General features: G+C 64.3%; 18 protein-coding genes. 6 read left to right on the top strand and 12 right to left on the bottom strand.

Annotated elements, in window-relative coordinates:
* From UP06_RS23460 to rpsT, 8 genes are all read right to left on the bottom strand, one after another.
* A partial coding sequence (locus UP06_RS23460; protein ID WP_045001813.1) for an IS5 family transposase occupies positions 1 to 1,007 on the bottom strand: 1,007 nt, incomplete at its 3' end.
* Positions 1,008 to 1,107: 100 nt separating this feature from the next.
* Complete coding sequence (locus tag UP06_RS23455; protein ID WP_045006017.1) at positions 1,108 to 3,303, bottom strand: hypothetical protein; 2,196 nt, start codon at positions 3,301 to 3,303, stop codon at positions 1,108 to 1,110.
* Between the two features lie 105 nt (positions 3,304 to 3,408).
* Positions 3,409 to 4,152 (bottom strand): hypothetical protein, encoded by a 744-nt coding sequence (locus tag UP06_RS23450; protein ID WP_045006016.1) that lies wholly within the window; start codon positions 4,150 to 4,152, stop codon positions 3,409 to 3,411.
* A gap of 117 nt (positions 4,153 to 4,269) precedes the next feature.
* Positions 4,270 to 5,406: a DNA replication/repair protein RecF gene (gene recF, locus UP06_RS23445; RefSeq protein WP_045006015.1), complete on the bottom strand. Its 1,137-nt coding sequence runs from the start codon at positions 5,404 to 5,406 to the stop codon at positions 4,270 to 4,272.
* Positions 5,407 to 5,492: 86 nt separating this feature from the next.
* On the bottom strand, positions 5,493 to 5,858 hold the full coding sequence (locus UP06_RS23440; protein WP_045006014.1) for an endonuclease domain-containing protein: 366 nt from the start codon (positions 5,856 to 5,858) through the stop codon (positions 5,493 to 5,495).
* Between the two features lie 132 nt (positions 5,859 to 5,990).
* Positions 5,991 to 7,109: a DNA polymerase III subunit beta gene (dnaN, locus tag UP06_RS23435; protein ID WP_045006013.1), complete on the bottom strand. Its 1,119-nt coding sequence runs from the start codon at positions 7,107 to 7,109 to the stop codon at positions 5,991 to 5,993.
* Between the two features lie 257 nt (positions 7,110 to 7,366).
* Entirely contained in the window at positions 7,367 to 8,776 is a 1,410-nt protein-coding gene (gene dnaA, locus UP06_RS23430; RefSeq protein ID WP_045006039.1) for a chromosomal replication initiator protein DnaA, read from the bottom strand.
* 1,286 nt (positions 8,777 to 10,062) lie between these two features.
* On the bottom strand, positions 10,063 to 10,329 hold the full coding sequence (gene rpsT, locus UP06_RS23425; RefSeq protein ID WP_045006012.1) for a 30S ribosomal protein S20: 267 nt from the start codon (positions 10,327 to 10,329) through the stop codon (positions 10,063 to 10,065).
* A 385-nt stretch (positions 10,330 to 10,714) separates the two neighbouring features.
* Here rpsT and UP06_RS23420 point away from each other — a divergent pair, with 385 nt between their 5' ends.
* The 3 genes from UP06_RS23420 (at position 10,715) to UP06_RS23410 (ending at position 12,663) form a co-directional block, all read left to right on the top strand.
* The gene (locus UP06_RS23420) at positions 10,715 to 11,032 is read left to right on the top strand and encodes a hypothetical protein (protein WP_045006011.1); all 318 of its coding nucleotides are present in this window, start codon (positions 10,715 to 10,717) and stop codon (positions 11,030 to 11,032) included.
* A gap of 128 nt (positions 11,033 to 11,160) precedes the next feature.
* Positions 11,161 to 11,817: a peptide-methionine (S)-S-oxide reductase MsrA gene (gene msrA / locus UP06_RS23415; RefSeq protein ID WP_045006010.1), complete on the top strand. Its 657-nt coding sequence runs from the start codon at positions 11,161 to 11,163 to the stop codon at positions 11,815 to 11,817.
* A 111-nt stretch (positions 11,818 to 11,928) separates the two neighbouring features.
* Positions 11,929 to 12,663 carry a polysaccharide biosynthesis/export family protein gene (locus UP06_RS23410; protein ID WP_045006038.1) on the top strand — a complete coding sequence of 245 codons (735 nt, stop codon included), beginning with the start codon at positions 11,929 to 11,931 and terminating at the stop codon, positions 12,661 to 12,663.
* A 40-nt stretch (positions 12,664 to 12,703) separates the two neighbouring features.
* Here UP06_RS23410 and UP06_RS23405 read toward each other — a convergent pair whose 3' ends face one another.
* The 3 genes from UP06_RS23405 to UP06_RS23395 form a co-directional block, all read right to left on the bottom strand.
* Positions 12,704 to 13,378, bottom strand: coding sequence for a dienelactone hydrolase family protein (locus UP06_RS23405; protein ID WP_045006009.1), 675 nt, complete (start codon positions 13,376 to 13,378; stop codon positions 12,704 to 12,706).
* A gap of 175 nt (positions 13,379 to 13,553) precedes the next feature.
* Positions 13,554 to 13,898 (bottom strand): hypothetical protein, encoded by a 345-nt coding sequence (locus tag UP06_RS23400; protein WP_045006008.1) that lies wholly within the window; start codon positions 13,896 to 13,898, stop codon positions 13,554 to 13,556.
* 23 nt (positions 13,899 to 13,921) lie between these two features.
* Positions 13,922 to 14,686 carry an alpha/beta fold hydrolase gene (locus UP06_RS23395; RefSeq protein ID WP_045006007.1) on the bottom strand — a complete coding sequence of 255 codons (765 nt, stop codon included), beginning with the start codon at positions 14,684 to 14,686 and terminating at the stop codon, positions 13,922 to 13,924.
* 464 nt (positions 14,687 to 15,150) lie between these two features.
* On the opposite strand from UP06_RS23395, the gene UP06_RS23390 reads away from it, so the two are divergent.
* From UP06_RS23390 to UP06_RS23375, 3 genes are all read left to right on the top strand, one after another.
* Positions 15,151 to 15,642: a (2Fe-2S)-binding protein gene (locus UP06_RS23390; protein ID WP_045006006.1), complete on the top strand. Its 492-nt coding sequence runs from the start codon at positions 15,151 to 15,153 to the stop codon at positions 15,640 to 15,642.
* Positions 15,639 to 17,921 (top strand): xanthine dehydrogenase family protein molybdopterin-binding subunit, encoded by a 2,283-nt coding sequence (locus UP06_RS23385; RefSeq protein ID WP_045006005.1) that lies wholly within the window; start codon positions 15,639 to 15,641, stop codon positions 17,919 to 17,921. The genes UP06_RS23390 and UP06_RS23385 overlap by 4 nt, the downstream gene beginning before the upstream one ends.
* Positions 17,922 to 18,320: 399 nt before the next feature.
* A complete protein-coding gene (locus UP06_RS23375) occupies positions 18,321 to 19,415 on the top strand; it encodes an HD-GYP domain-containing protein (RefSeq protein ID WP_045006003.1) in 1,095 nt (364 codons plus the stop codon).
* A gap of 123 nt (positions 19,416 to 19,538) precedes the next feature.
* Here the strand turns inward: UP06_RS23375 and UP06_RS23370 are convergent, their stop codons facing one another.
* Positions 19,539 to 21,119 carry an AMP-binding protein gene (locus UP06_RS23370; protein ID WP_045006002.1) on the bottom strand — a complete coding sequence of 527 codons (1,581 nt, stop codon included), beginning with the start codon at positions 21,117 to 21,119 and terminating at the stop codon, positions 19,539 to 19,541.
* Between the last annotated feature and the right edge of the window lie 32 nt (positions 21,120 to 21,151).

Below are 21,151 nucleotides of genomic sequence, written 5' to 3'. Positions count from 1 at the left end.
ACACCTCCCGCGGGACACAGCACCGCCCATCGTTTGAGGTTCATGGCCAAGCAGAGAAGACGCAGATGGGTATGGTTGCGTGCCAAGCCCAGATAGCGAGCGCGCGCCCAGCCGTAGACGCCCTTGAGGCGCGCAAAGACCTGCTCGACCGGCGCGTGGCGGCGTCCCACGGCGTCGTTGAAGCGCTTCTTCCGCTCGGTCAGGGGATGATGCTTGTTGGGCCGGAACATCAGCCGCGGCTTGATGCCCCGGGCAGCCAGCCCGGCGCGGCGCTCGTGCTTGTCATAGGCCTGGTCGGCGTAGACCGCCTTCTCGTCGCCGCTGATCAATTCATCGGCCGGCACCGTATCGTTGACCGCAGCGTCGGTCAGCTTACTGCGACGGATGATCGCCGAGCACTGGTCGACACCGACATGCGCCTTGTAGCCGAAGTATCGCTTGCCACCCTTCTTGGTCCATCGCGCATCCGCATCGCGCTCGCTGTTGACCAGCTTGCTCGGCGCGCGCCCGTCTGGGCCGGGCGGCAGCGGGTCCTTTGGCGGCTTCGGCGGCTTCACCGCCGCCGGGATCAGGCTGGCGTCGATCAATGTGCCTCGACGCGGCACCAGCCCGCGCGCGTCGATCTGGCGCAGCATCTCGGCAAACAGCGTCTCGTCCAGACCGGCCTGCTGCAAAGCTTCGCGGAAGCGCCAGATCGTCGTATGGTCGGGCGTCTCGTCGCCCAGCGCAAAGCCGCAGAAGTCGCGGAAAGAGGCCCGGTCATCGAGCGCTTCTTCCAGTTCCGGATCGGACAGCCCGTACCATTGCTGCAACAGCACAGCCTTGAACATCACCAGCCGAGGATAGGCCGGCGCGCCACGCTCAGGTTCCGGAAGGCCGCACAGCACGCGCTCCACAGCCCCCCAATCGACCAGTTCGCAAATCCGCCTCAGCACCGCACCGCCTTTCCCACGCCGCGACGCCAGCGCATCTGCGAAGCTCGGTTGCCCAACCTGCCGATATGCCATCCCAAGACCCTCTTCAGATCTCTCTTAGTGAATCGCAGATTCGCGATTTGTGCAAAGCCCTCGCAAGCGGGAGAGGGGGCGCACTTGCTTCGTGGCGGGCTCAATACATCTGAAGCGGCAGCACCTCGCCGGTCGGGCCCACCATCAGGCCCCAGGCATCGCCCGCAGCTATCTCGATCGTGGCGTTCCGACCAGGCTGCCCTGCCATCTTCAGCGAATACTGGTATTTGCCCGGCGGCAGATCGAGCGTGGGGCCCTTCGGCGACTGCGGACCGCCCGCGCCGGCCGCAACCTTGATGGTCTGCTTGTTGATCGTCAGCTGCGCGTCCTTGTCGCCCATGTTGCCGAGCATCAGTTTGGCCTGGCCGGGCTTCGGCATGATGTCCGCCTTGGTCGCCGCGTCCGGGTTCTTCTGCACGAGATTGACGGACGTCTCGCCATTGGCGCGGCCGAGCTTCAGCATGGCCGGCCCCAGCGGCGAGGCGAAGGCTAGCTGGACGCGATCGGCCGATATCGCCGCGCCATCCGGCTTTTCCTGCCAGCCGAGCCTGGTCAGCTCCGTGCGGTAGAAGGCGAGGACGTCGCTGAGCTCGGCCGGCACGCTGGCCTCGAGCTCTCTGCGGAACGGCGCCTCGATGCCGGGCAGCTTTGCTGTGCCAAGCGAGGTCGAGCTGTGCTGCTTCGGCACCGGCAGCGCGGACTCCGGATCCGCCTCCAACGGTCCGGCCGACTTTGCCGAAGCGACGGCCGGATCGCTGCTCGAAGGCTTGCCGCCGGACGCAGGCTTGGCACTGGCAGCAGGTTTGGCCGCAGCCATCACCAGACCGGATCCGTCGGCGTTGACATTCACTTGCGGCCCCATCTGCATCACGGTCATCGAGATCGACTTGCCGCCCTTTGCAAATTCCATCACCGCCATGTTCGGCTGGTTGATGACGGAGGGTTGTTCCTTCCAGCCTGCAGGCTTCAGCGCGGCACGGTAGAAGGCCGCGAGCGCCTTGACGGTGGAGGTGGAGTTGAACTCGAGCCGACCCTCGTCGCCGTCGAACTTCACCTCCTGCGCGTTCTCCGGCAGCGGCACCGGCGTGTTGCTGTTTGCGAGCACGCTGAGCGGTGAATCTGACAGCGTCGCGGCCTGGGCCTTGCGCCGGACTTCGTCGGCGGCGGTGACCTGTTTTATCATCGCTTCCGCGTCGCTCGTGAATTTGTCGTCGGCGTCCTTCTTTGCCTTGGCGCGGGCAGCAAGGACGGAGTCCTTCACCTGCGCGGACAGGCCGACCATGGTGAAATCATATTTGCGGCCGAGCCGCAGCACGCCGGTTTCCTCAGGCGAGGAGAATTTGACCGCGACGTCATCGCCGGGGGCAAGAGGTGCATTTCCCTCTTCCGTCCAGCCCCGCGCGGCAAACTCGCGATGGTAGAAGGCGAGCACGGCGGGCAGATCGGCGAGGGCCGCAACCGTCACCTCGTGCCGGTTCGATCTGGCGTCGCCTCTGCCCGCTGCCGACTTGTGCGGCTTCGGTATCGGCAGGCCGGACATCTCGTCCGCCTCGAGGTTCGTTGGCAAGGCGAACGGCGCGATCCTGATCTCGACATTGGTCCGTCCGTCGTCGCGGCGGGTCAGCGTCAGCATCACCGGCTTCTGCTTGTAGAATTGGGTCGAGTCGCCATCGGGATGGTCGTAGTACGCGCGTAGGCCGTTCGGCACGATCGCAGTCAGGTCCGCGTTCGGCCAGCTTGCCGCGGTCTCGGGCGTCAGCTTGCGCCAGCCGATCGCGGCCATTTCCTTCGTATAGAAATTCAGAGTTGCATCGAAAGCGGCCGGCGCGATGCAGCCGAGATAGGGCCGGGTCTCGTCGAATATGAGATCGATCGCGCCATCGGGGAACGGCACATTCGAATAGATGCGGTCCGGGGTGTAGGAGACCGCGGATTGATCGGGCCGGCCGAGGCCCTGCGTGAACGAGACGGACAATCCCTGCCGTCCCTTCTTGAAGGCGAGATTGGTGTTGGTCTCGTCGAGCGGGCGGACATAGGGCACCCAGCCGTCGGCGCTGAGCATCTTCTTGGCGGCAGCGGCGGTCACTGCGACCACGGTCGGCACGCCATATTGCACCCGGTCGGGATCTGGGCGCGAAGTGTCTTCCATCGCGCCTTGCAGCTTCGGCAGCGTGTGCACGTCCACGATGCCGTCGTCGGCCAGGGCCGTGACCGGGCAACTCGTCAGAACGAAGAGGCCGTACGCAAACAGCCGCCATCGTGCCGGGACGTTCGTCCCGCGCCTTACCGTCAACATGGTCACTCTCCGGGATGTCGCGCGTTATAAATCCGCGCGCGATTGCAGGCTGCGACACCGCTGGCGCGATCTCAGACAGCTAGTCGCGGCGGCAACCGGTCAGGTTCAATACAGCTGGAGCGGTGACCAGGCGTCTCCGTCGCGCCCGACCGTGAGCTCCCAGGTATCGCCGGCGGCGAAGTTAAGGATGTTCGTGGTGGCCGGATGGCCCGGCACGCTCAGTTCGTAGGAATACTTGCCGGGCGGCAGATCCAGCGCGACCGCGTTGGCGCCGATGGCGCGCTTGATGGTCCGCTGGTTGATCGTCAGCACGGCTTCCGTCTCGCTGATATTGCTGAACACCAGTTTCGCCTGGCCGGGCTCGGGCATGACGTTCGCCTGGGTCGCGGCATCCCGATTCCGCTGCACCAGATTGACCAAGGTGCTGCTGTCCCTGCGGCCGAGCTCGAGCATCGCCGGCCCCAGCGGCGAGTCGAAGGTGAGCTGGACGTGATCGGCGGCGACCACCGCGCCGTCCAGCTTTTCCTGCCAGCCGAGCTTTCCGAGCTCGGTGCGGTAGAAGGCGAGGACGTCGCTGAGCTCTGCGGGCACGGTGGCCTCTAACTTGATGCGGAGCGGCGCATCGATGCCGCGCATCATGGTGGTGTGGATCCCTCTGAAGCTGTAGCGGGTCGGCGCGGGCAGTTTGGCATCGGGATCCGGCGCGAGCGCGGACGAAAACAGCGGCGACAGATATGGCACCCAGTCGCTGGCGGTTGCCGCGAGCAGGCAGCTTGCGAGGAAGACGAGACCGCACAAAAACGCCCGCCATTGTGCCGGGATTTGCACCCCGGACCTTGCCGTCCTCATCTCACTCTCCAGGGATATCGCGTCATGTCATGCGCGATTGCATAACGGCTGCGACACCGTCGGCGCGGCCTCAGTCAGCTAGTCGCGAGCAGAATGGGGCAGGTTCAATCGCGGCGGTTAGCGCCGGGCCGACACTTGTCCGCTCTCGACGTCAAACACCTGGCCACCTGCGCCGATCTCGGTGAAGGCGGCCGGGTCCGCGCCGGTCAGCCACACCTGCGCGCCGAGCTTGCGCAGCTCCTCGAACAGCGCGGTGCGGCGGTTCGGATCGAGATGCGCGACGACCTCGTCGAGCAGCAGCAGCGGCACGATGCCGGTCATCTCAGCGACCAGCGTCGCATGCGCCAGCACCAGCCCGATCAGGAGTGCCTTCTGCTCGCCGGTCGAGGCGTCGCGCGCCGGCATGCTCTTCGGCGCATAGATCACCTGGAGATCGGTGAGATGTGGGCCGTCGGTGGTGCGACCGGCGATGGCATCGCGCGGACGGTTGTCACGCAGGATCTGGCGGTAGCGGTCCTCGACCGTGGTCGCGGTCTCGGTGAGCAGCGCGTTCTCCATCCAGCCGTCGAGCGCGATCTGCGCCGACGGGAAGGCGGACGCCTGCGCGCGCGCGTTGAGCATGCCGGTGAGCCGCGCCGCGGTCTGGCCGCGCGTTGCGGCGACGGCGACTGCAAGCTCGGCGGTCTCGCGCTCGATCGCGTCACACCAATGGTCGTCGTAATTGCGCACTTCGAGCAGGCGGTTGCGCGAGCGGAGCGAACGTTCGAGTGCGGAGATGCGGCTGGAATGCTCGCTGTCGATGGCGAGCACCAGTCGGTCGAAGAAGCGCCGCCGTTCCGACGCCCCTCCCATGAACAGCCCATCCATCGCCGGCGTCAGCCACACCATGCGGATGTGGTCGCCGAACGCTGTGGCCGAATTGACCGGCTCGCGGTCGATGCGACAGCGCCGGCTTACGGCGGCATCGGCCCGCGGCGCGTCGATGCCGGTCCCAAGTGTGCCAAGCCCCAGCGCGCCCTCGACCTGCGCGGAGACCGCCCAGGAGCCGTCGCCCTGATTGTCGGCGACGTCCTCCAGCGTGGCGCGCCGCAAGCCGCGGCCGGGCGAGAGAAACGAGATCGCCTCGATGCAATTGGTCTTGCCCGCCCCGTTCGGCCCGACCAGCGCCACCATGTCAGCCGCCGTCTCGAGCCCCGCCGCCCGATAATTGCGAAAATGCGTCAGCGTCAGGCGATGAATGCGGGAGGGGGTCATGTCGGAACTGCGGCGCGCTCTGATTCCCTCTCCCCTTGTGGGAGAGGGTGGCGCCTCACGAAGTGAGGCGACGGGTGAGGGGTATGTTACCGCCCGGCAAGCTTTGCAAGGATATCCTCCAATACAGAATTGGGCTGCTGTAGCACGTCATTGTTCCAGTAGCGGGCGATAGCGAAACCTTCTGCAGAAAGTGCGGCTTCACGGGCTGCGTCACGTTGCGATTCCGCGTGCTGACTTCCGTCGATCTCGATCACAAGGCGCTTGTCGAAACAGGCGAAGTCGAGAATGTAGGTTTTGAACGGGACCTGCCGACGAAACTTGAAGGCCGATAGCTGGCGAGCTCTAAGCAACCGCCACATCGCGGCTTCGGCGTCAGTTGGCTTACGCCGCATGTTCTTCGCAAATTGGCGGAGATGTTTGGGGACCGGCCGATGGGACGGCTGCTGCGGCACTAACCCCTCACCCGACTGAGTATGTATCCGCCAGCGGAGTAGCCCTCTCCCACAAGGGGAGAGGGCACAGCAACGCGCATTGCGCCTGGATTATGGGAGATTGCTAGGCCTCGGTGTCGAGCCACCGCCTCCTCACACCCGCATCGGCATCAGCACGTACAGTGCGCTCTTGTCGTCGCGGTCTTGCACCAGGGTCGGGGAGCCGGGGTCGGCGAGCCTGAGCGTTGCGACTTCGCCTTCGATCTGGCTGGCGATGTCGAGCAGATAGCGCGAGTTGAAGCCGATATCGAGGGCGTCGGAGGCGTATTCGACCTCGAGCTCTTCGGTGGCGCTGCCGGAATCCGGATTAGTCACCGACAGCACCAGCTTGCCCGGCGACAGCGAGAGTTTCACCGCACGGCCACGCTCGCTGGAGATCGTCGAGACGCGGTCGACTGCGTTCTCGAAATCCTTCTTGTCGACCACGAGCTCCTTGTCGTTGCCCTGCGGGATGACGCGGCCATAGTCGGGGAAGGTGCCGTCGATCAGTTTCGAGGTCAGCACCACATTGCCGATGGTGAAGCGGATTTTGGCCTGCGACAGCTCGATCGTGACTTCGGCCTCGTTGTCCTCGATCAGGCGCTGCACCTCGCCGACGGTTTTGCGCGGTACGATCACGCCGGGCATGCCGTCGGCACCCTTCGGCTGGACCAGATCGAGCTGGGCGAGGCGGTGGCCGTCGGTGGCGACGCCGCGAAGCGTGGCGGCTTTGGCCGTGCCGGCGGCGTGCAGATAGATGCCGTTGAGATAATAGCGCGTCTCCTCAGTGGAGATCGCGAACTGGGTGCGGTCGATCAGCCGTTTGACGTCCTTGGCGGCGAGCGAGAACGAATGCGACATGTCGCCGGCGGCGAGATCCGGGAAATCATTCTCCGGCAGCGTCTGAAGCGTGAAGCGCGAGCGGCCGGCGCGGATTGCCAGCACAGCGCGGTCACCATCGGCTTCCAGCACGATCTGCGAGCCATCCGGCAGCTTGCGCACGATGTCGTAGAACATGTGCGCCGGCACGGTGGTGGAGCCGGCCGTGGCGGTTTCCGCAGGCAGCGTCTCCGTCACCTCGAGATCGAGGTCGGTCGCTTTCAGCGACAGTTTCGCGTTCTCGGCGCGGACCAGCACGTTGCCCAGGATCGGGATCGTGTTGCGGCGCTCGACCACGCGGTGGACATGGCCCAGCGATTTCAGGAGTTGCGCGCGTTCGACCGTAACCTTCATTGCACTACTCGCCCGATCCCCAAGAAAACACAGCGTTGAAAAAGCCGGGCGGCCGAAACGCGCGCCGCGGCATCGAAGACCCCCAAAGCCGGATCATCCAGCCGATATGACCAAAGCCATCAGGGTCGCGCAAGGTGGCGCGGATGGCCCCGGGATTCAAGGGATTGCGAGGTAGTTCCCCACGATTTACCGGCAAAAACGCCACCGCCGCCCTGGCGTGGCCGGGGCGGCGGGAGAGCGGGAATGGGCCTAGGCGTTTATTCCTGAAGCTGGCGCTTCAGCGACTCGACTTCCTCCGACAGCGCGGTGTCCTTGGAGACCAGTGCCTCGATCTTGCGCACGGCGTGCAGCACCGTGGTGTGGTCGCGTCCACCGAAGCGGCGGCCGATTTCCGGCAGCGAGCGCAGGGTCAGCGTCTTGGCGAGGTACATCGCCACCTGGCGCGGACGGACCACATTGGCGGTCCTTCGCGAAGAGAGGAGGTCGGAGCGGCTGACATTATACTGCCGTGCCACCACGCGCTGGATGTCCTCGATCTTGATCCGCTTCGGCTCCTGCGGCCGGATCAGGTCGCGCACCTCGTGCTCGGCCATCTCCAGCGTCACCGGCCGGCTGTTGAGCTTCGAGTGCGCCAGCAGACGGTTGATCGCGCCTTCGAGATCCCTGCCGTTATGGGTGATGGCGCGGGCCAGATAGGTCAGCACCTCCTCAGGCACCTCGAACGTCGCGTGATGGGCGCGGGCGGCTGCAACGCGCGACTTGAGGATGCCGTGGCGCAGCTCTTCGCCGAGCGAGCCCATCTCGACCACGAGGCCGCCGGCGAGCCGCGAGCGGACGCGATCGTCGAGGCTTTCGAGATCGGACGGCGGACGGTCGGCGGCGATCACGACCTGGCGGCCGGCATCGATCAGCGCATTCAGCGTGTGACAGAACTCGGCCTGCGTCGACTTGCCTTGCAGGAACTGCAAATCGTCGATCACCAGCACGTCGATGCCGCGCAGTGCTTCCTTGAAGGCGAGCGCCGTCTGCGTCTTCAGCGCGGCGACGAAGCCGTACATGAATTTTTCTGCGGTGAGGTAGAGCACCTTGCGCTCGTTGCCGGAATTACCGGCCCAGGTCACTGCCTGGAGCAGATGCGTCTTGCCGAGGCCAACGCCGGCATGGATGTAGAGCGGGTTGAACATGACAGGGTCGCCGCGGCGACCCTCCGCAACCTGACGCGCAGCTGCATGCGCCAGCGTGTTGGAGCGGCCGACGACGAAGCTCGCAAAGGTCAGGCGCGGATCGAGCGGCGAGCCGCCGAGCGCATCATGATTGGCGGAGACCGGCGCGGTCGCAGTCGAGCGCAACTCGGGTGCTGGCGCACGGCGAGTCTCGATCGGCGCGGGCGCCTCCTTCTGTACGATGGGCCGCACCGCGGAGCGCACGGTGAGATCGATGCGATGCACTTCCGGCATCTCGGCCTGCCAGCACGACAGCACGCGCTCGGCATAATGGGCCTGGATCCAGCTCTTCAGGAAGCGGGTTGGGACCGAGAGACGCACGCTCTCTTCCTGCACGCCTTCGAGATCCATGCGCGCAAACCAGCTCGTATAGACGTCTTCGCCAACGCTCGTGCGCAGCCGACCCTTCACGCGTGACCAGCGATCCTGTTCCGGTGTTGTCATCATTTGAGAACTTTTCTTGAGAGATAAGGTTGCGTGGTGAACGCCATGCAGAGTTCCTGCCAAGGCCCTGCAGTGGCGCGACCTCAAGCGAGTCCATCATCAGACACAGCTCAGCCGTTCGGCGCGAACGCCGCGGTCAGATCAGCGATGTCAGAGATGGAGGGTTCGCGAGGTCAGCGCGTACTCGGCGCCCCGTCACACGCGGGAGGCTGAACGTCCGACGGATCCAGAACGGCATCGTTGGAATATGAGACTTGTTTCAATACCGCGTTGAGTCCGTAAGACATGATACCTCCCCGTCCTGCCGTGATCGCTCACGGCAAGGTCCTGCGTGTCCTGAAGACAACCACGACAAAAATCGCGAATGCCCCGCCCGTCTGCACTGTTCGTCCGCTCGGCTACGCCATCACGCGTGTCGGGATAGCTTCATGACATCTCTCATTTGCGTCTGGCGCGAGCGGGATACGAAAGATCCCGCTTGGAGACATTCAGACAAAGAGCTACCGTTCCCACATTGCTGTAGGTTTTGAACCGACAATCGCTTGTTGAAGCGTCGCCAACGTGCACACCGCCGCCGATTTGCACGCTCGCCCCGTTTCTAAAACCGCGCTGGTCTCAAGATCGTGGGCGCTGCGAACGACTTAAGGAATACACCAAGCGGAAAGACTCGCAATGGAATTGATTCACACTTGAGGCGATTAAAAACTTGATCTGCGTTAACGCCGCGCGCGAGTTGTTCACAGGCTTGAGACCAAGGTTTTGAATCAGCGTAGAGAATCGAACGCCGAACGTGCTGTGTGACAATTCTCGAACGGCGGCCAAAAAAATTTTACAAAAGCGTCACGCGCGCGCCGCGCGAGCTCATTTTCCAAATGCTTGGTGGCGCTATGTGGATAAGTGATTATCCAAACATCGTTTTTTGAGTCTCATTTCACAGGGTAGCTCCGTTCCGGGGAAACTACGGTGTGCAGAACTCTCGCAGGCACAAATTCAACTTAAGCCCGCCCCGCAGGGGTTTTTCGCAGCGCAGTGCAGTGCGGTGAAAGTTTCCGCTGTTGCAAAACACCGGCAGGTAAAATTACGGATGCGCAGCATAGCGAAGACGACACGCGTCTTCCAACGGAAGATTGGTCACCCACAACGACCGTAAGCGTGAATTGTGACAGACAACAAAAAGCCCGGCGAGAAGCCGGGCTGATTGACGAGCGCGATGTCGATCGGATCAGTTGATCGGATGACTCGACCGAATGGTTGGCGATCTTATCGCGCAACCTTGCTTCGCAATCTTACTGGGCGAGCTTGGCGATCTGCGCGGTGAGCCGGGAGACTTTGCGGCTGGCGTTGTTCTTGTGAATGATGTTGCGCTGCGCGGCGCGCATCAGAGCGGGCTCGGCATTCGCCAGCGCCTTCGCAGCCGCGGCGCGGTCGCCGGTCTTGATGGCTTCCTCGACGGTACGCACGGCACCGCGCATCTGGGTGCGGCGCGACTTGTTGACAGCGGTGCGGCGGGCGATCTTGCGCGTCGCTTTCTTGGCGGAAGTGGTATTGGCCATAGTCTAAATGTCCTCTGCGGGTACCGGTCGCATCTTGATCGGGTGGCGCCGGCTGCTTGACCGCGAAATCGACGCTCGGAATTAGGGTGTTTCGTACAAGGCCGTTCCGGGAGCATCAGCGACGGCCTTGCGGCCATCTCTTGAGACTCAGAGAGCCTCTGACTGCTCAAAGAACAGCGGCGGCAGGATTGCGCCCGCCGCCAGTTGGCGCCCTTATAGAGGGGGTCTGGGGCACCGTCAACGCTTTCCGGGTCAGGAAAACTGGCTCCGGGCGATCTGATTGCGGGTCGTAACGCCCTGATGAGGTTGAATTTCTGCCGTCTCCCGGCTATTGGCTGGCTGCGTTCCGAGGGTCGTCCGACCGGATGACCATAAAGGGTGAGGCATGATCCGCGGCTTTTTCCGACTGATTGGGCTGTTGCTGCTGGCCGGTGGGTTCATCTTCATGGTCTATGACGGCGCCCGCTGGGTGGCCGATCAGAGCCTGCGGTTCACCCGGTTCGGCCAGTTCTGGAACGACATCAATCAGGCCAGTCAGTCAGCGTTCCGGACCTGGGTCGAGGCCAAGGCGCCCTGGCTCTGGACCTCGGTGATCCGTCTGGTGCTGGATCAGCCGGTTTTCGCCGTGCTTGGCATTCTGGGCATCCTGCTGATGATTCTGTTCCGCCCGCGCAAGCCTCTGATCGGCTATTCCCGGGATTAAAGCCTAGCTGCGGCGGCGTAACGGGGCTGCCCATTCCCGCGTAAAGACCTATATTCCCACCTGATCGCGAGCACGCCGCCTGAGCGCATGGCTGAGGCGACAGACAGCTCGTTCTCGGAGATTCGACCATGCTGTTCATGCGCAAGACCACCGCATTGCCGAGCGCCACGGAAGCGCTGCCGGGCCGTGCGCAAGCCATTCCGACCGCGACAACCCATTTCGTCAACGGCGCGCAGTTGAAGCCGCCTTATCCCGCCGGCCTCGAGCAGGCCGTGTTCGGGCTCGGCTGTTTCTGGGGCGCCGAGCGCAAATTCTGGGAGCTCGGCGACGGTGTTTACACCACTGCCGTCGGCTATGCCGGCGGTCACACGCCGAACCCCACCTATGAAGAGACCTGTTCGGGACGCACCGGCCACACTGAAGTGGTGTTGGTGGTGTTCGATCCGAACAAGGTACCTTACGAGAAGCTGTTGAAGACGTTTTGGGAGAGCCACAACCCGACGCAGGGCATGCGCCAGGGCAACGACGTCGGCACGCAGTACCGAAGCGCGATCTACACTTACTCCGACGCGCAGAAGAAAGCGGCCGATGCGTCGAAGGCGCGCTATCAGAAGGCGCTCGCGGCAAAAGGCCTCGCTGCCATCACCACCGAGATCGCGCCCGCCGGCGAATTCTATTTCGCCGAGGACTACCATCAGCAATATCTGGCCAAGAATCCCGCCGGCTATTGCGGCCTGGGTGGCACCGGCGTGTCCTGCCCGATCGGCGTTGGTGTGAGCGCGTAATCTGTTCTTTCTTACCCTCCCCTCCAGGGGAGGGTTGAAGCCCGCCCTCAACGCTTTGTTAACCATACCGGGTGCATCACTGGAGCTGTCTCGTTTCGAGGGATGGCTCCGGTGCCGGTTGTGCGCGCGTTTCGATGGTCGATCTTGGCAGCGTCCGCCGCGCTGAGCCTTGGCGGCTGCATGCAGACCGCCGGACCCGTTGCATACATGCAGCCGCGCGCCGATCTCGACTCGATGGCCTATGGCCAGCCCTACAGCGCACCGCAGCCGGTCGTCGTTGCCAACGGCGGCGGCGCCATTGATGCGCTCACCAATTCCTTTGCGTCGGGTCCCTCAGCCATGCCGGTCGCCTATGCCGCGCCGATGGGTGTGCCGGTCCGCTACGACGCTTCCTATCATCTCGATGCCGGCGACAAGCTGCGCGTTGTGGTCTACGGCCAGGAAGGTCTCACCAACAGCTACGCCATCGATGCCGGCGGTTCGATCACCATGCCGCTGATCGGCGCGGTGCCCGCGCGCGGTCGCACGCCTGCGGGGCTCGCCGGCGAAATCGCTGCGCGCCTGCGCAACGGTTACATCCGCGAGCCTTCGGTTGCAGTCGAGATCGAATCCTATCGCCCGTTCTTCATTCTCGGCGAAGTCTCCGCGCCTGGTCAGTACCCTTACGTCCCCAACATGACCGTCGAAAGCGCGGTGGCTATCGCAGGCGGCTTCTCGCCGCGCGCCAAGCGCGACGTGGTGACCGTCACGCACACCGAAGCCGGCGGCTCGATGCGCGCCATGGTGCCACTCGGCACTCCCTTGGCCCCCGGCGACACCGTGTTCGTCGGCGAGCGCTGGTTCTAGCTCACTGTCATTCCAGGGCGCGACAAAGTCGCACGTCGCGCTACTTCGTCAAATGCTTCGCGAAAAATTCCAGGCTGCGCGGCCAGGCGATGTCGGAGCTGGCCTTGTCGTAGCTCGGCCGCTCATCGCAATGGAAGCCGTGCTGGGCGCCGGGATAGACGAAGACTTCCACATCCGGCCGCTTCGCCTTGACGGTCTCGACATCAGTTAAGGGAATGCCCGTATCCTTCTCGCCGAAATGCAACTGCGTCGGCACTTTTGGCGTCTCGTCGGCAAAGCGCACGACCGCGCCGCCGTAATAGCCGATCGCGGCCTTGAGGCCCGACAGCCGCGTCGCCGCGACAAAGGCGACGCTGCCGCCGAGGCAAAAGCCGATGATGCCGACCGGGCCGACGCTCTTCACCGCATCGATAGCGGCCTGGGTGTCGCGCAGCATCGCCGCCCAATCGGGATTGGCGACGAATTTGCGCGCCTCTGCGATCTCATCGGGCGTGTAGCCGCACTGGAAGTTGGGCGACGTGCGGTCGAAGATCGACGGCGCGATCGCGACGTAACCCTCCTTGGCGAGCCGATCGCAGACCGAGCGGATGTGATGATTGACCCCGAAGATTTCCTGGATCACCACCACCGCGCCCTTCGGCGCGCTCGTCGGATCAGCGCGATAGGCGCCGAGCTGGAAATTGTCGGAGGCCGTCAGTTTGATGTCTTGTCCCACGCGGGTTGTCCTTCTTTGTGACTGCGTTCTAATCTCTCCCCTCATCCTGAGGAGGGCGCTCTTCGCGCGCGTCTCGAAGGATCAAGGCCGAGATGCGAGAGCCGGGCCTTTCATCCTTCGAGACGCTTGCTTTGCAAGCTCCTCCGGATGAGGGGAGGCGGTGACGTGGCCGCTCTCACTCCCACATCCAGTTCTCGCCGTAATCCTCTTTCCATCCTGCCAGCCGTCCATGACGGAATTGCAGGAACAGGCGGTGGCGGTAGGGGATCAGTCCGCTGCCGCCGAGGTTACGAAGAGCAAGGTAGATCTCGCTGCCGGGGCGGCCGCGGACATATTGCAAGGGTTGCCCGAGCGCGCGCGCGGTCTGCTCGGCATCCATCCCGAACGCCAGCGGCGTGTTGTTCGACAAGGTCTCGACGAAGGGCCGGCGTGGCGTGGTGCCGAATGGCTCGGCCCGTGCCGATGCAGTCATCGAGAGAAACGCCGCCACTGCGCCGGCTGCCAACATCGCCCGCTTCATTGCCTACACCTCGTCCGATCGGCCTATCCTGGCAAGTTCTTCAGGAAAGGCGCCACCGCGTCAACAAAAGCCTGCGGCTGATCGATGTTGACGGCGTGTCCGGCGGCGGGGATCACGATTTTTTGTGCGCCGGGGATTTTGGCCGCCATGTAGTCGGACGCCGCGAGGAACGGCGTGTCGTCGGCGCCGACCACGATCAGCGACGGCACCTTGATGTAGGGCAAGAGCTCCATCACGCGCGCATCGCGCTGGGTCAGCATGCCGCGCGCGGCGAGCGCCAGCCCCTTGGCGTTGCGATGGCTGGCGGTGGCACGCTCGCGGGTCGCCGCCTTCAGCACGTCGAGGCCTTCGCGATCGAGCTTGTCCGCGGTCGCAAGCGCCCGCGCGTTCCAGGCCTCGCGCGCGTCGTCCTTCTTGAAGCCCGGGCCGGTGTCGATGATCAGCAGCGCGCGGGCGCGTTGCGGATGCGCGCGATAGAAGGCGAGCGACATGTAGCCGCCGAGCGACAGCCCGCCGATGATGGCGCGCTCAGTACCGACCGCATCGAGGATCGCCGCCATGTCTCCAACAGTGAGTGCCTCGCTATAGGCGTTCGGATCATCGGGATAATCGGATTGGCCATGGCCGCGCATATCCCACAGCACGAGCTTGTGGTCCTTCGCGAGCGCGTCGATCTGGCCGTGCCACATCGCCGAGGTCGATGAATAGCCGTGGGTGAGCAGCAGCGGCGGTCCTTCGCCATGAACTTCGTAATGGATCCCGACTCCGTCCCGATCGATCGTTGGCATTGTTTCCGCCCTTCTTTTTCCCTCTCCCCTTGTGGGAGAGGGTGGCTCGCCGCGTAGCGGTGAGACGGGTGAGGGGTATCTCTCCGCGCACGAAACTGCCTATTGAGTTCGCGGAGAGATACCCCTCATCCGGCGCTTTGCGCCACCTTCTCCCACAAGGGGAGAAGGGAAGCTCGCGTCTGCGGTTGCACTCTAGCTCGCCAAGTTACCTCGAAGAAATTGCCTGACCGCAATGGCATCCATGCTCGGCGCGCTCTCTTGTTGTGTCCAGTCGCTGCGCCAGCGCCGTTGTCGCAACGCACAACAGACAGACACTGCGTTTGGTTCGATCGATTCCAAATTGCATTTGCCTCTGCGCGCGAACGCGATCATTCTTGCAATCAAGGCGGCCGCCGGCCCGGTGGGCGTCCGCTACACAAGTTGCCGCCGTAAGCGGCTTCATGCACCGGCAGGGGAAGACGCCTATGCCAACGCTCACCATCAACGGGCGGAGTCTGTCCGTGGATGCGGCAAACGACACGCCGCTCCTTTGGGCTATCCGCGAACAATTGCAGATGACCGGCACGAAATTCGGCTGCGGTGCCGGCCTGTGCGGTGCCTGCACCGTGCACGTCAACGGCGAAGCCGTGCGCTCGTGCCAGACCATGGTCGGCGATGTCGCCGGCAAGAAGATCACCACCATCGAAGGCCTGTCCGCCAAGGGTGATCATCCGCTCCAGAAGGCGTGGATCGCCGAGCAGGTGCCGCAATGCGGCTACTGCCAGTCCGGACAGATCATGCAGGCGGCGTCGCTGCTGGCGAAGAATTCCAATCCGACCAAGGAAGAGGTCGTGGCGCATATGGACGGCAATCTCTGCCGTTGCATGACCTATTCGCGGATCCAGAAGGCAATCATGCGCGCCGCCACCGAGATGCGCACCGCATCCGCCGCCGGCAACGAGCGGAGGCCCACATGAACAAGCACGTGAAGACCATCACACCCGAGACATCAGATCTCAGCCGCCGCTCTTTCCTGGTCGGCACCGCCGCCACCGGCCTCGTGCTCGGCTATGCCGGCGTGCCCGGCATCGGTGAGGCGCTTGCTGCGCCTTCGAATTTCGAGCCGAGCGTCTGGTATGCGATCTCGCCCGATGGTTTGGTCACCGTGACCTGCGGCAAGGCCGATATGGGCCAGCACATCGCCTCCACCATGGCGCAGATCGTCTGCGAGGAGCTGGGCGCGAAGTGGAGCGACATGCGGGTCAACCTCGCCTCCAACGATCCAAAATTCAACGACCCCGTGCTGGGGGCGCAGATCACCGGCGGCAGCTGGTCGACCATGATGAATTTTGACGCGATGAGCCGGGCGGGTGCCGCCGGACGCATGGCATTGACCGAAGGTGCGGCCGCATCCATGGGCGTGCCGGCAGGCGAGCTCGCAGTGCGCGACTCCATGATCGTGCATGTGAAGTCGAAGAAGCAGATGTCGTTCGCCGATGTCGTGAAGAGCGGCAAGGCGACCAAGACCTTCACGCCGGACGAGCTGAAGGCGATCAAGCTGAAGACGCCGGACCAGTATTCCATGATCGGCGTATCGGTGCCGCAGATCGACATCCCCTCCAAGACCAACGGCACGGCCAAGTACGGCATCGACGTGATGATTCCGGGCATGGCCTATGGTGCGGTGGTGACGCCGCCGGTGCGCTACGGCGCTACGGTGAAATCGGTCGACGACAGCGATGCGAAGAAGGTGCCGGGCTTCATCAAGGCCGTCACCCTCGACGACAAGACCCAGACCACAACCGGCTGGGTGGTTGCGGTCGCGAACACCTATGCCAACGCCAAGAAGGCGGCGGCGGCGCTGAAGGTCAGCTATGACGGCGGCCCGAACGCGAAGGTGTCGAGTGAGTCGCTGCTTGATGAGGCCAAGCGGCTTCAGAAGCTCGATGATTCCGGCCAGTTCTTCGTCAAGGATGGCGATCCCAATGCGGCGTTCGGCACGGCCGCCAAGGTGCTGGAGGCGGAGTACACCACCAGCATCAACATCCATGCGCCGATGGAGCCGATGAACGCCACCGCGGAGTTCAAGGGCGATATCCTGCACATCTATTCCGGCAACCAGTTCGCGACGCGCTCCGGTGCGATCGCTGCCGGTGCAGCCGGGATCGATCCGAAATTCGTCGTGATGCACCAGATGTGGCTCGGCGGTGGCTTTGGCCGCAGGTTAGACGCCGACATGATGGTGCCGGCAGTGCAGGCGGCGAAGGCCGTGGGCAAACCGGTGAAGGTGATCTACACGCGCGAGAACGACATGACGATGGATTTCTCGCGTCCGCTCACCTTCCAGAAAGTGAAGGCCGGCGTGGACGGCGATGGCAAGCTGGTCGCGCTCAGCCACGACGTGGTCTCGGCCTGGCCGACCCAGCGCTGGGGGATCCCCGACTTCCTGTCGCCCTCGGTCGACAAGAAGGGGCCGCTCGATGCGTTCACGGTCAACGGTGCGGACTTCTTCTACTCCGTGCCTAACCACCATGTGCGCGCGATCAAGAACGAGATGGCCCACAACGCCACCCCGTCGGGTCAGCTCCGTTCGGTGGCGCCGGGCTGGACCTTCTGGGCGATCGAAAGCATGGTCGATGAGATCGCGGCTGCGACCAACCAGGATCCGGCGCAGTTCCGCATCGCGCTGCTGGATGGCAAGGGCAAGAACGACGGCGGCGCGCAGCGGCTGCGCAACACGCTGCTCGCGGCGATGGGGCTTGCCGGCTACGGCACGAAGAAGCTGCCGAAAGGCGAGGGCATGGGCGTGGCCTGCGTGTCGTCGCAGGAACGCGCGTCCGCGAGCTGGACGGCGTGCGTCGCCCATGTCGCGGTGGCGCCCTCGGGCGAGGTGACCGTGAAGAAGCTCACGGTCGCAACCGACGTCGGCACGCAGGTGCATCCCGACAACATCCGCGCCCAGGTCGAGGGTGCGGCGATGTGGGGCCTGTCACTGGCGATGTACGAAAAGGCGACGCTGAAGGACGGTGGCATCGAGCAGACCAATTTCGATGGCTATACGCCCTTGCGCATGAGCCAGGTGCCCGAGGTCGCGGTCGCCGTGATCGCCAATGGCGAAAAGGCCACCGGCGTCGGCGAGCCCGCGGTGACGGTGATCGCCCCGGCCATCGGCAACGCCATCTTCAACGCCTCCGGTGCCCGGGTGCGGGCCTTGCCGATCACGGCCGAGGCCGTGAAGGCGGGCATGAAGGCGTAAGGCGGCCTGCGATCGTGACGTAACATGATCCGCCGGAGGGCAACCTCCGGCGGATTTTTTTAGCAGGCCGCCTCCACAATCTCGCTGTCATGCCCGCGAAGGCGGGCATCCAGTACGCCGCGGCTTCTCGGTCCTAGCCGCGCCGTCTCGGCGTACTGGATCGCCCGGTCAAGCCGGGCGATGACGGCAGGGGGCGGGGGCGAGAGCGTCCAAAATTCTCCTTTGCCATCAATGGCCTTTCTACTGTGCATGGGGTTGTTTTCGTCGTTTGATCGGAGCGCTGATCCGTAAAATTGCGCGCAATTCCGGCAGGTTCCATTGAGCACGCCTCTTAAGGGCCGGAGAACCTGATCCGGCTTAGGCTGACGCCAAATACAGTCCCGTGCTTTTGGGGAAGCCATGAACGCGCCAGCCAAATCCGCCGCCAAACGCCGGCTTCTGCTCGCCTCCGACCGGAGCGACGAGAGCACCGAGCTCGCCAGCATCCTGAAGGCGGTCGGCGACGTCTCGACGGTCACGACTCAGGCCATTCCCGAGCAGCCGTCGCGCGATCTTTCCGGCCTCGTGGTCGACATCAATCTGCGTTCGCCCGAGAGCGTGCAGCGGGTGCGCAACAAGCTGCGCGGCGATGCCTATCGTTCGATGCCGCGGCTGTTCGTGCTCGCCGAAGCGCTTCATCACGGCACCATGCAGGCCTGGGCACTGGGCGCCACCGACACCATCTCGCGGCCGCTCCAGCCCGACGCCATTTTGCAGCGCATCCGCGCCGCGTTTCCCGACACCACGATCTATGACGAGACCGATCGCGGCAAGACGCTCAACCGCGGCGTCGAAGCGGCGCATGCGGTGCTGCGGAAGATGTTCGAGAAGCTGCCGCTCGGCATTCCCCTGACCTTCGACGACATCATCGCGGCCGAGAGCAAGATCCTGAAAGCGATCAAGCACTCGTCGCTGCGCGAATGGCTCACAGCCGTCGGCTGCCACCATGTCGGCAGCTATCGCCACTGCCTGTTCGTGACCGGATTCGCGGTCTCCTTCGCGCAGCATCTCGGCATGCGCGAGGACGACCAGCGCCGGCTGACCCGCGCCGCGCTGCTGCACGATGTCGGCAAGGCCTTCGTTCCGTCCGTGCTGCTGGACAAGCCCGGCAAGCTCACCGACGAGGAGATGGCGGAGGTCCGCCAGCATCCGCGCCGCGGCTATGACGCGCTGGCAGCGCAAGGTGGCTTCCCGCCGGAGATGCTGGATGTGGTGCTGCATCACCACGAATTCCTCGACGGCTCAGGCTATCCGAACGGTCTGTCCTCGAACCAGATCAGCGACATCGTGCGGCTGACGACCATCGTCGACATCTACGCCGCACTGGTCGAGAAGCGCGCCTACCGCATGCCCTTCACCCACTCCCGCGCGTTTGCGATGATGGAAGGCATGGGCGGCAAGCTTGATCAGCAGCTATTGCAGGCGTTCCGGCCCGTGGCGCTGGGGTCGTTCTGACCTCGGCATTCTCCACCTACCGTAGGGTGGGCAAAGGCGCGCTCTTAGCGCGCCGTGCCCACCATGCATCCGCGTCTGTTGTGAGAATGGTGGGCACGCTTCGCTTTGCCCACCCTACAAATCTCACCCCACCATCTTTCTTAGCTCCGCCTTCGCCACCTTCTCCAGCGTCGAGCGCGGCATGTCGTCGACCAGCCTGATCTCGCGCGGCACCTTGAAGTCGGCGAGGCCTTTGCGGCAGGCGGACATCACACGGTCGTGCAGGTCGGGCGCAGCAGCCGCGACGCCGCCGTGCGGGATGATGAAGACCACCGGCACCTCGTCCAGCATCGGATGCTTCTTGGCCACCACGGCCGCCTCGCGCACGCCGGGGACGAGCGCGACCACCTGCTCGATCTCGGAGGCCGCGACGTTCTCGCCGCCGACCTTCAGCATGTCCTTGGCACGGTCGCCGAACCTGATGAAGCCGTCCTCCAGCAGCGTGACGCGGTCGCCGGTGACGAAGAAGCCGTGCTCGTCAAAACTCTCGCGCGTCGCCTTTTCGTTGTGGAGATATTCGGCGAACAGCGACAGGCCGACAATGCCCTTGATCGAGAGATCGCCGGTGCCGCCGATTTCAGTCGGCCGTCCGTCATCATCGGTGATGCGGATCTGATATTCCGGCGCGGCGCGGCCGATCGACATCGGGATGTTGGGTTGATCGACCTCGCCGACGATGCCGTGGGTGATGGTCTCGGTCATGCCCCACCAGCCGATCATCTTGACACCGAACGCAGCGAAGGCCGGCGGCTCGTTGATCGCGGTGCCCCACAGGCGGAATTTGTGATCCCTCGGGACCTCCTGCTCGAGCAGCGCCTTCATGCAGAACGGAATGGTCGAGGTCCAGGTCGAGCCGTGCTCGCGCGCGACGCCCCAGAACCTGCTCGCCGAGAACCGCGGCTGGATCACGCAGGTGGCGCCGACCCACAGCGTTGCCAGCATGGAATAGGCGAGCGCGTTGGTATGGAACAGCGGCAGGTAGGCCTGGTGCACGTCGCTTGCATGCAGATCCTCATGCGCGGCGTTGATCTTAGCGCCCCACAGCGCGTTGGCGTGGGTCCACAGCACCGCCTTCGGCCGCGATGTCGTGCCTGACGTATATTGCACGCTGCACGGCGCGAGCGGATCGGTCGCGCCGCGCGGGCGGTCGGCGCTGTCGGCAAACAGTGACTCGAAGCTGTCGCCGCGTGAAACGGCTTGCGCAGGTGCAGCGCCCGCATCATGCGAGGTCACCGCCAGCCAGCGGATGTTGCGGCAGTTCTGCGCGACGATCTCCGCATAGGCCGGCTGCGTGATCGCGGCGACTGCGGCGCAATGATCGGCGAAATACTCGATCTCGGCCGGTGCCGAGCGCGTGTTGGTGGTGACCGCGATGGCCCCACACTCCACGCAGGCAAACCAGGCCAGCATCGCCTCGATGCAATTGTCGAGATGAATGAGCACATACTCGCCGGGCTTGATGCCGCGGTTCGCGAGCCCCGCCGCGAGTGCGCCGACCCGCTCGTGAAATTCGCCATAGCTCCAGCGCCGCGCCGGCGCGTCGAACGGCGCCCAGATCAGGAACGGATGTGAGCTGCGCACCTCGGCGCGCATCTTCAGCAGCCAGGGCACGTCGAGCCCGGCAAATGGACCTACGATTCCGGCCGCGGATTGCGAATTCGGCATGTGCCCTCCCGTGCAGCCTGCTTCGAGGCGGC

It is taken from the genome of Bradyrhizobium sp. LTSP857 (assembly GCF_000938285.1).
Classification (GTDB): domain Bacteria; phylum Pseudomonadota; class Alphaproteobacteria; order Rhizobiales; family Xanthobacteraceae; genus Bradyrhizobium.
Note: the sequence above shows the minus strand (reverse complement) of the source record. Positions and strands in the feature narration are given on the sequence as shown.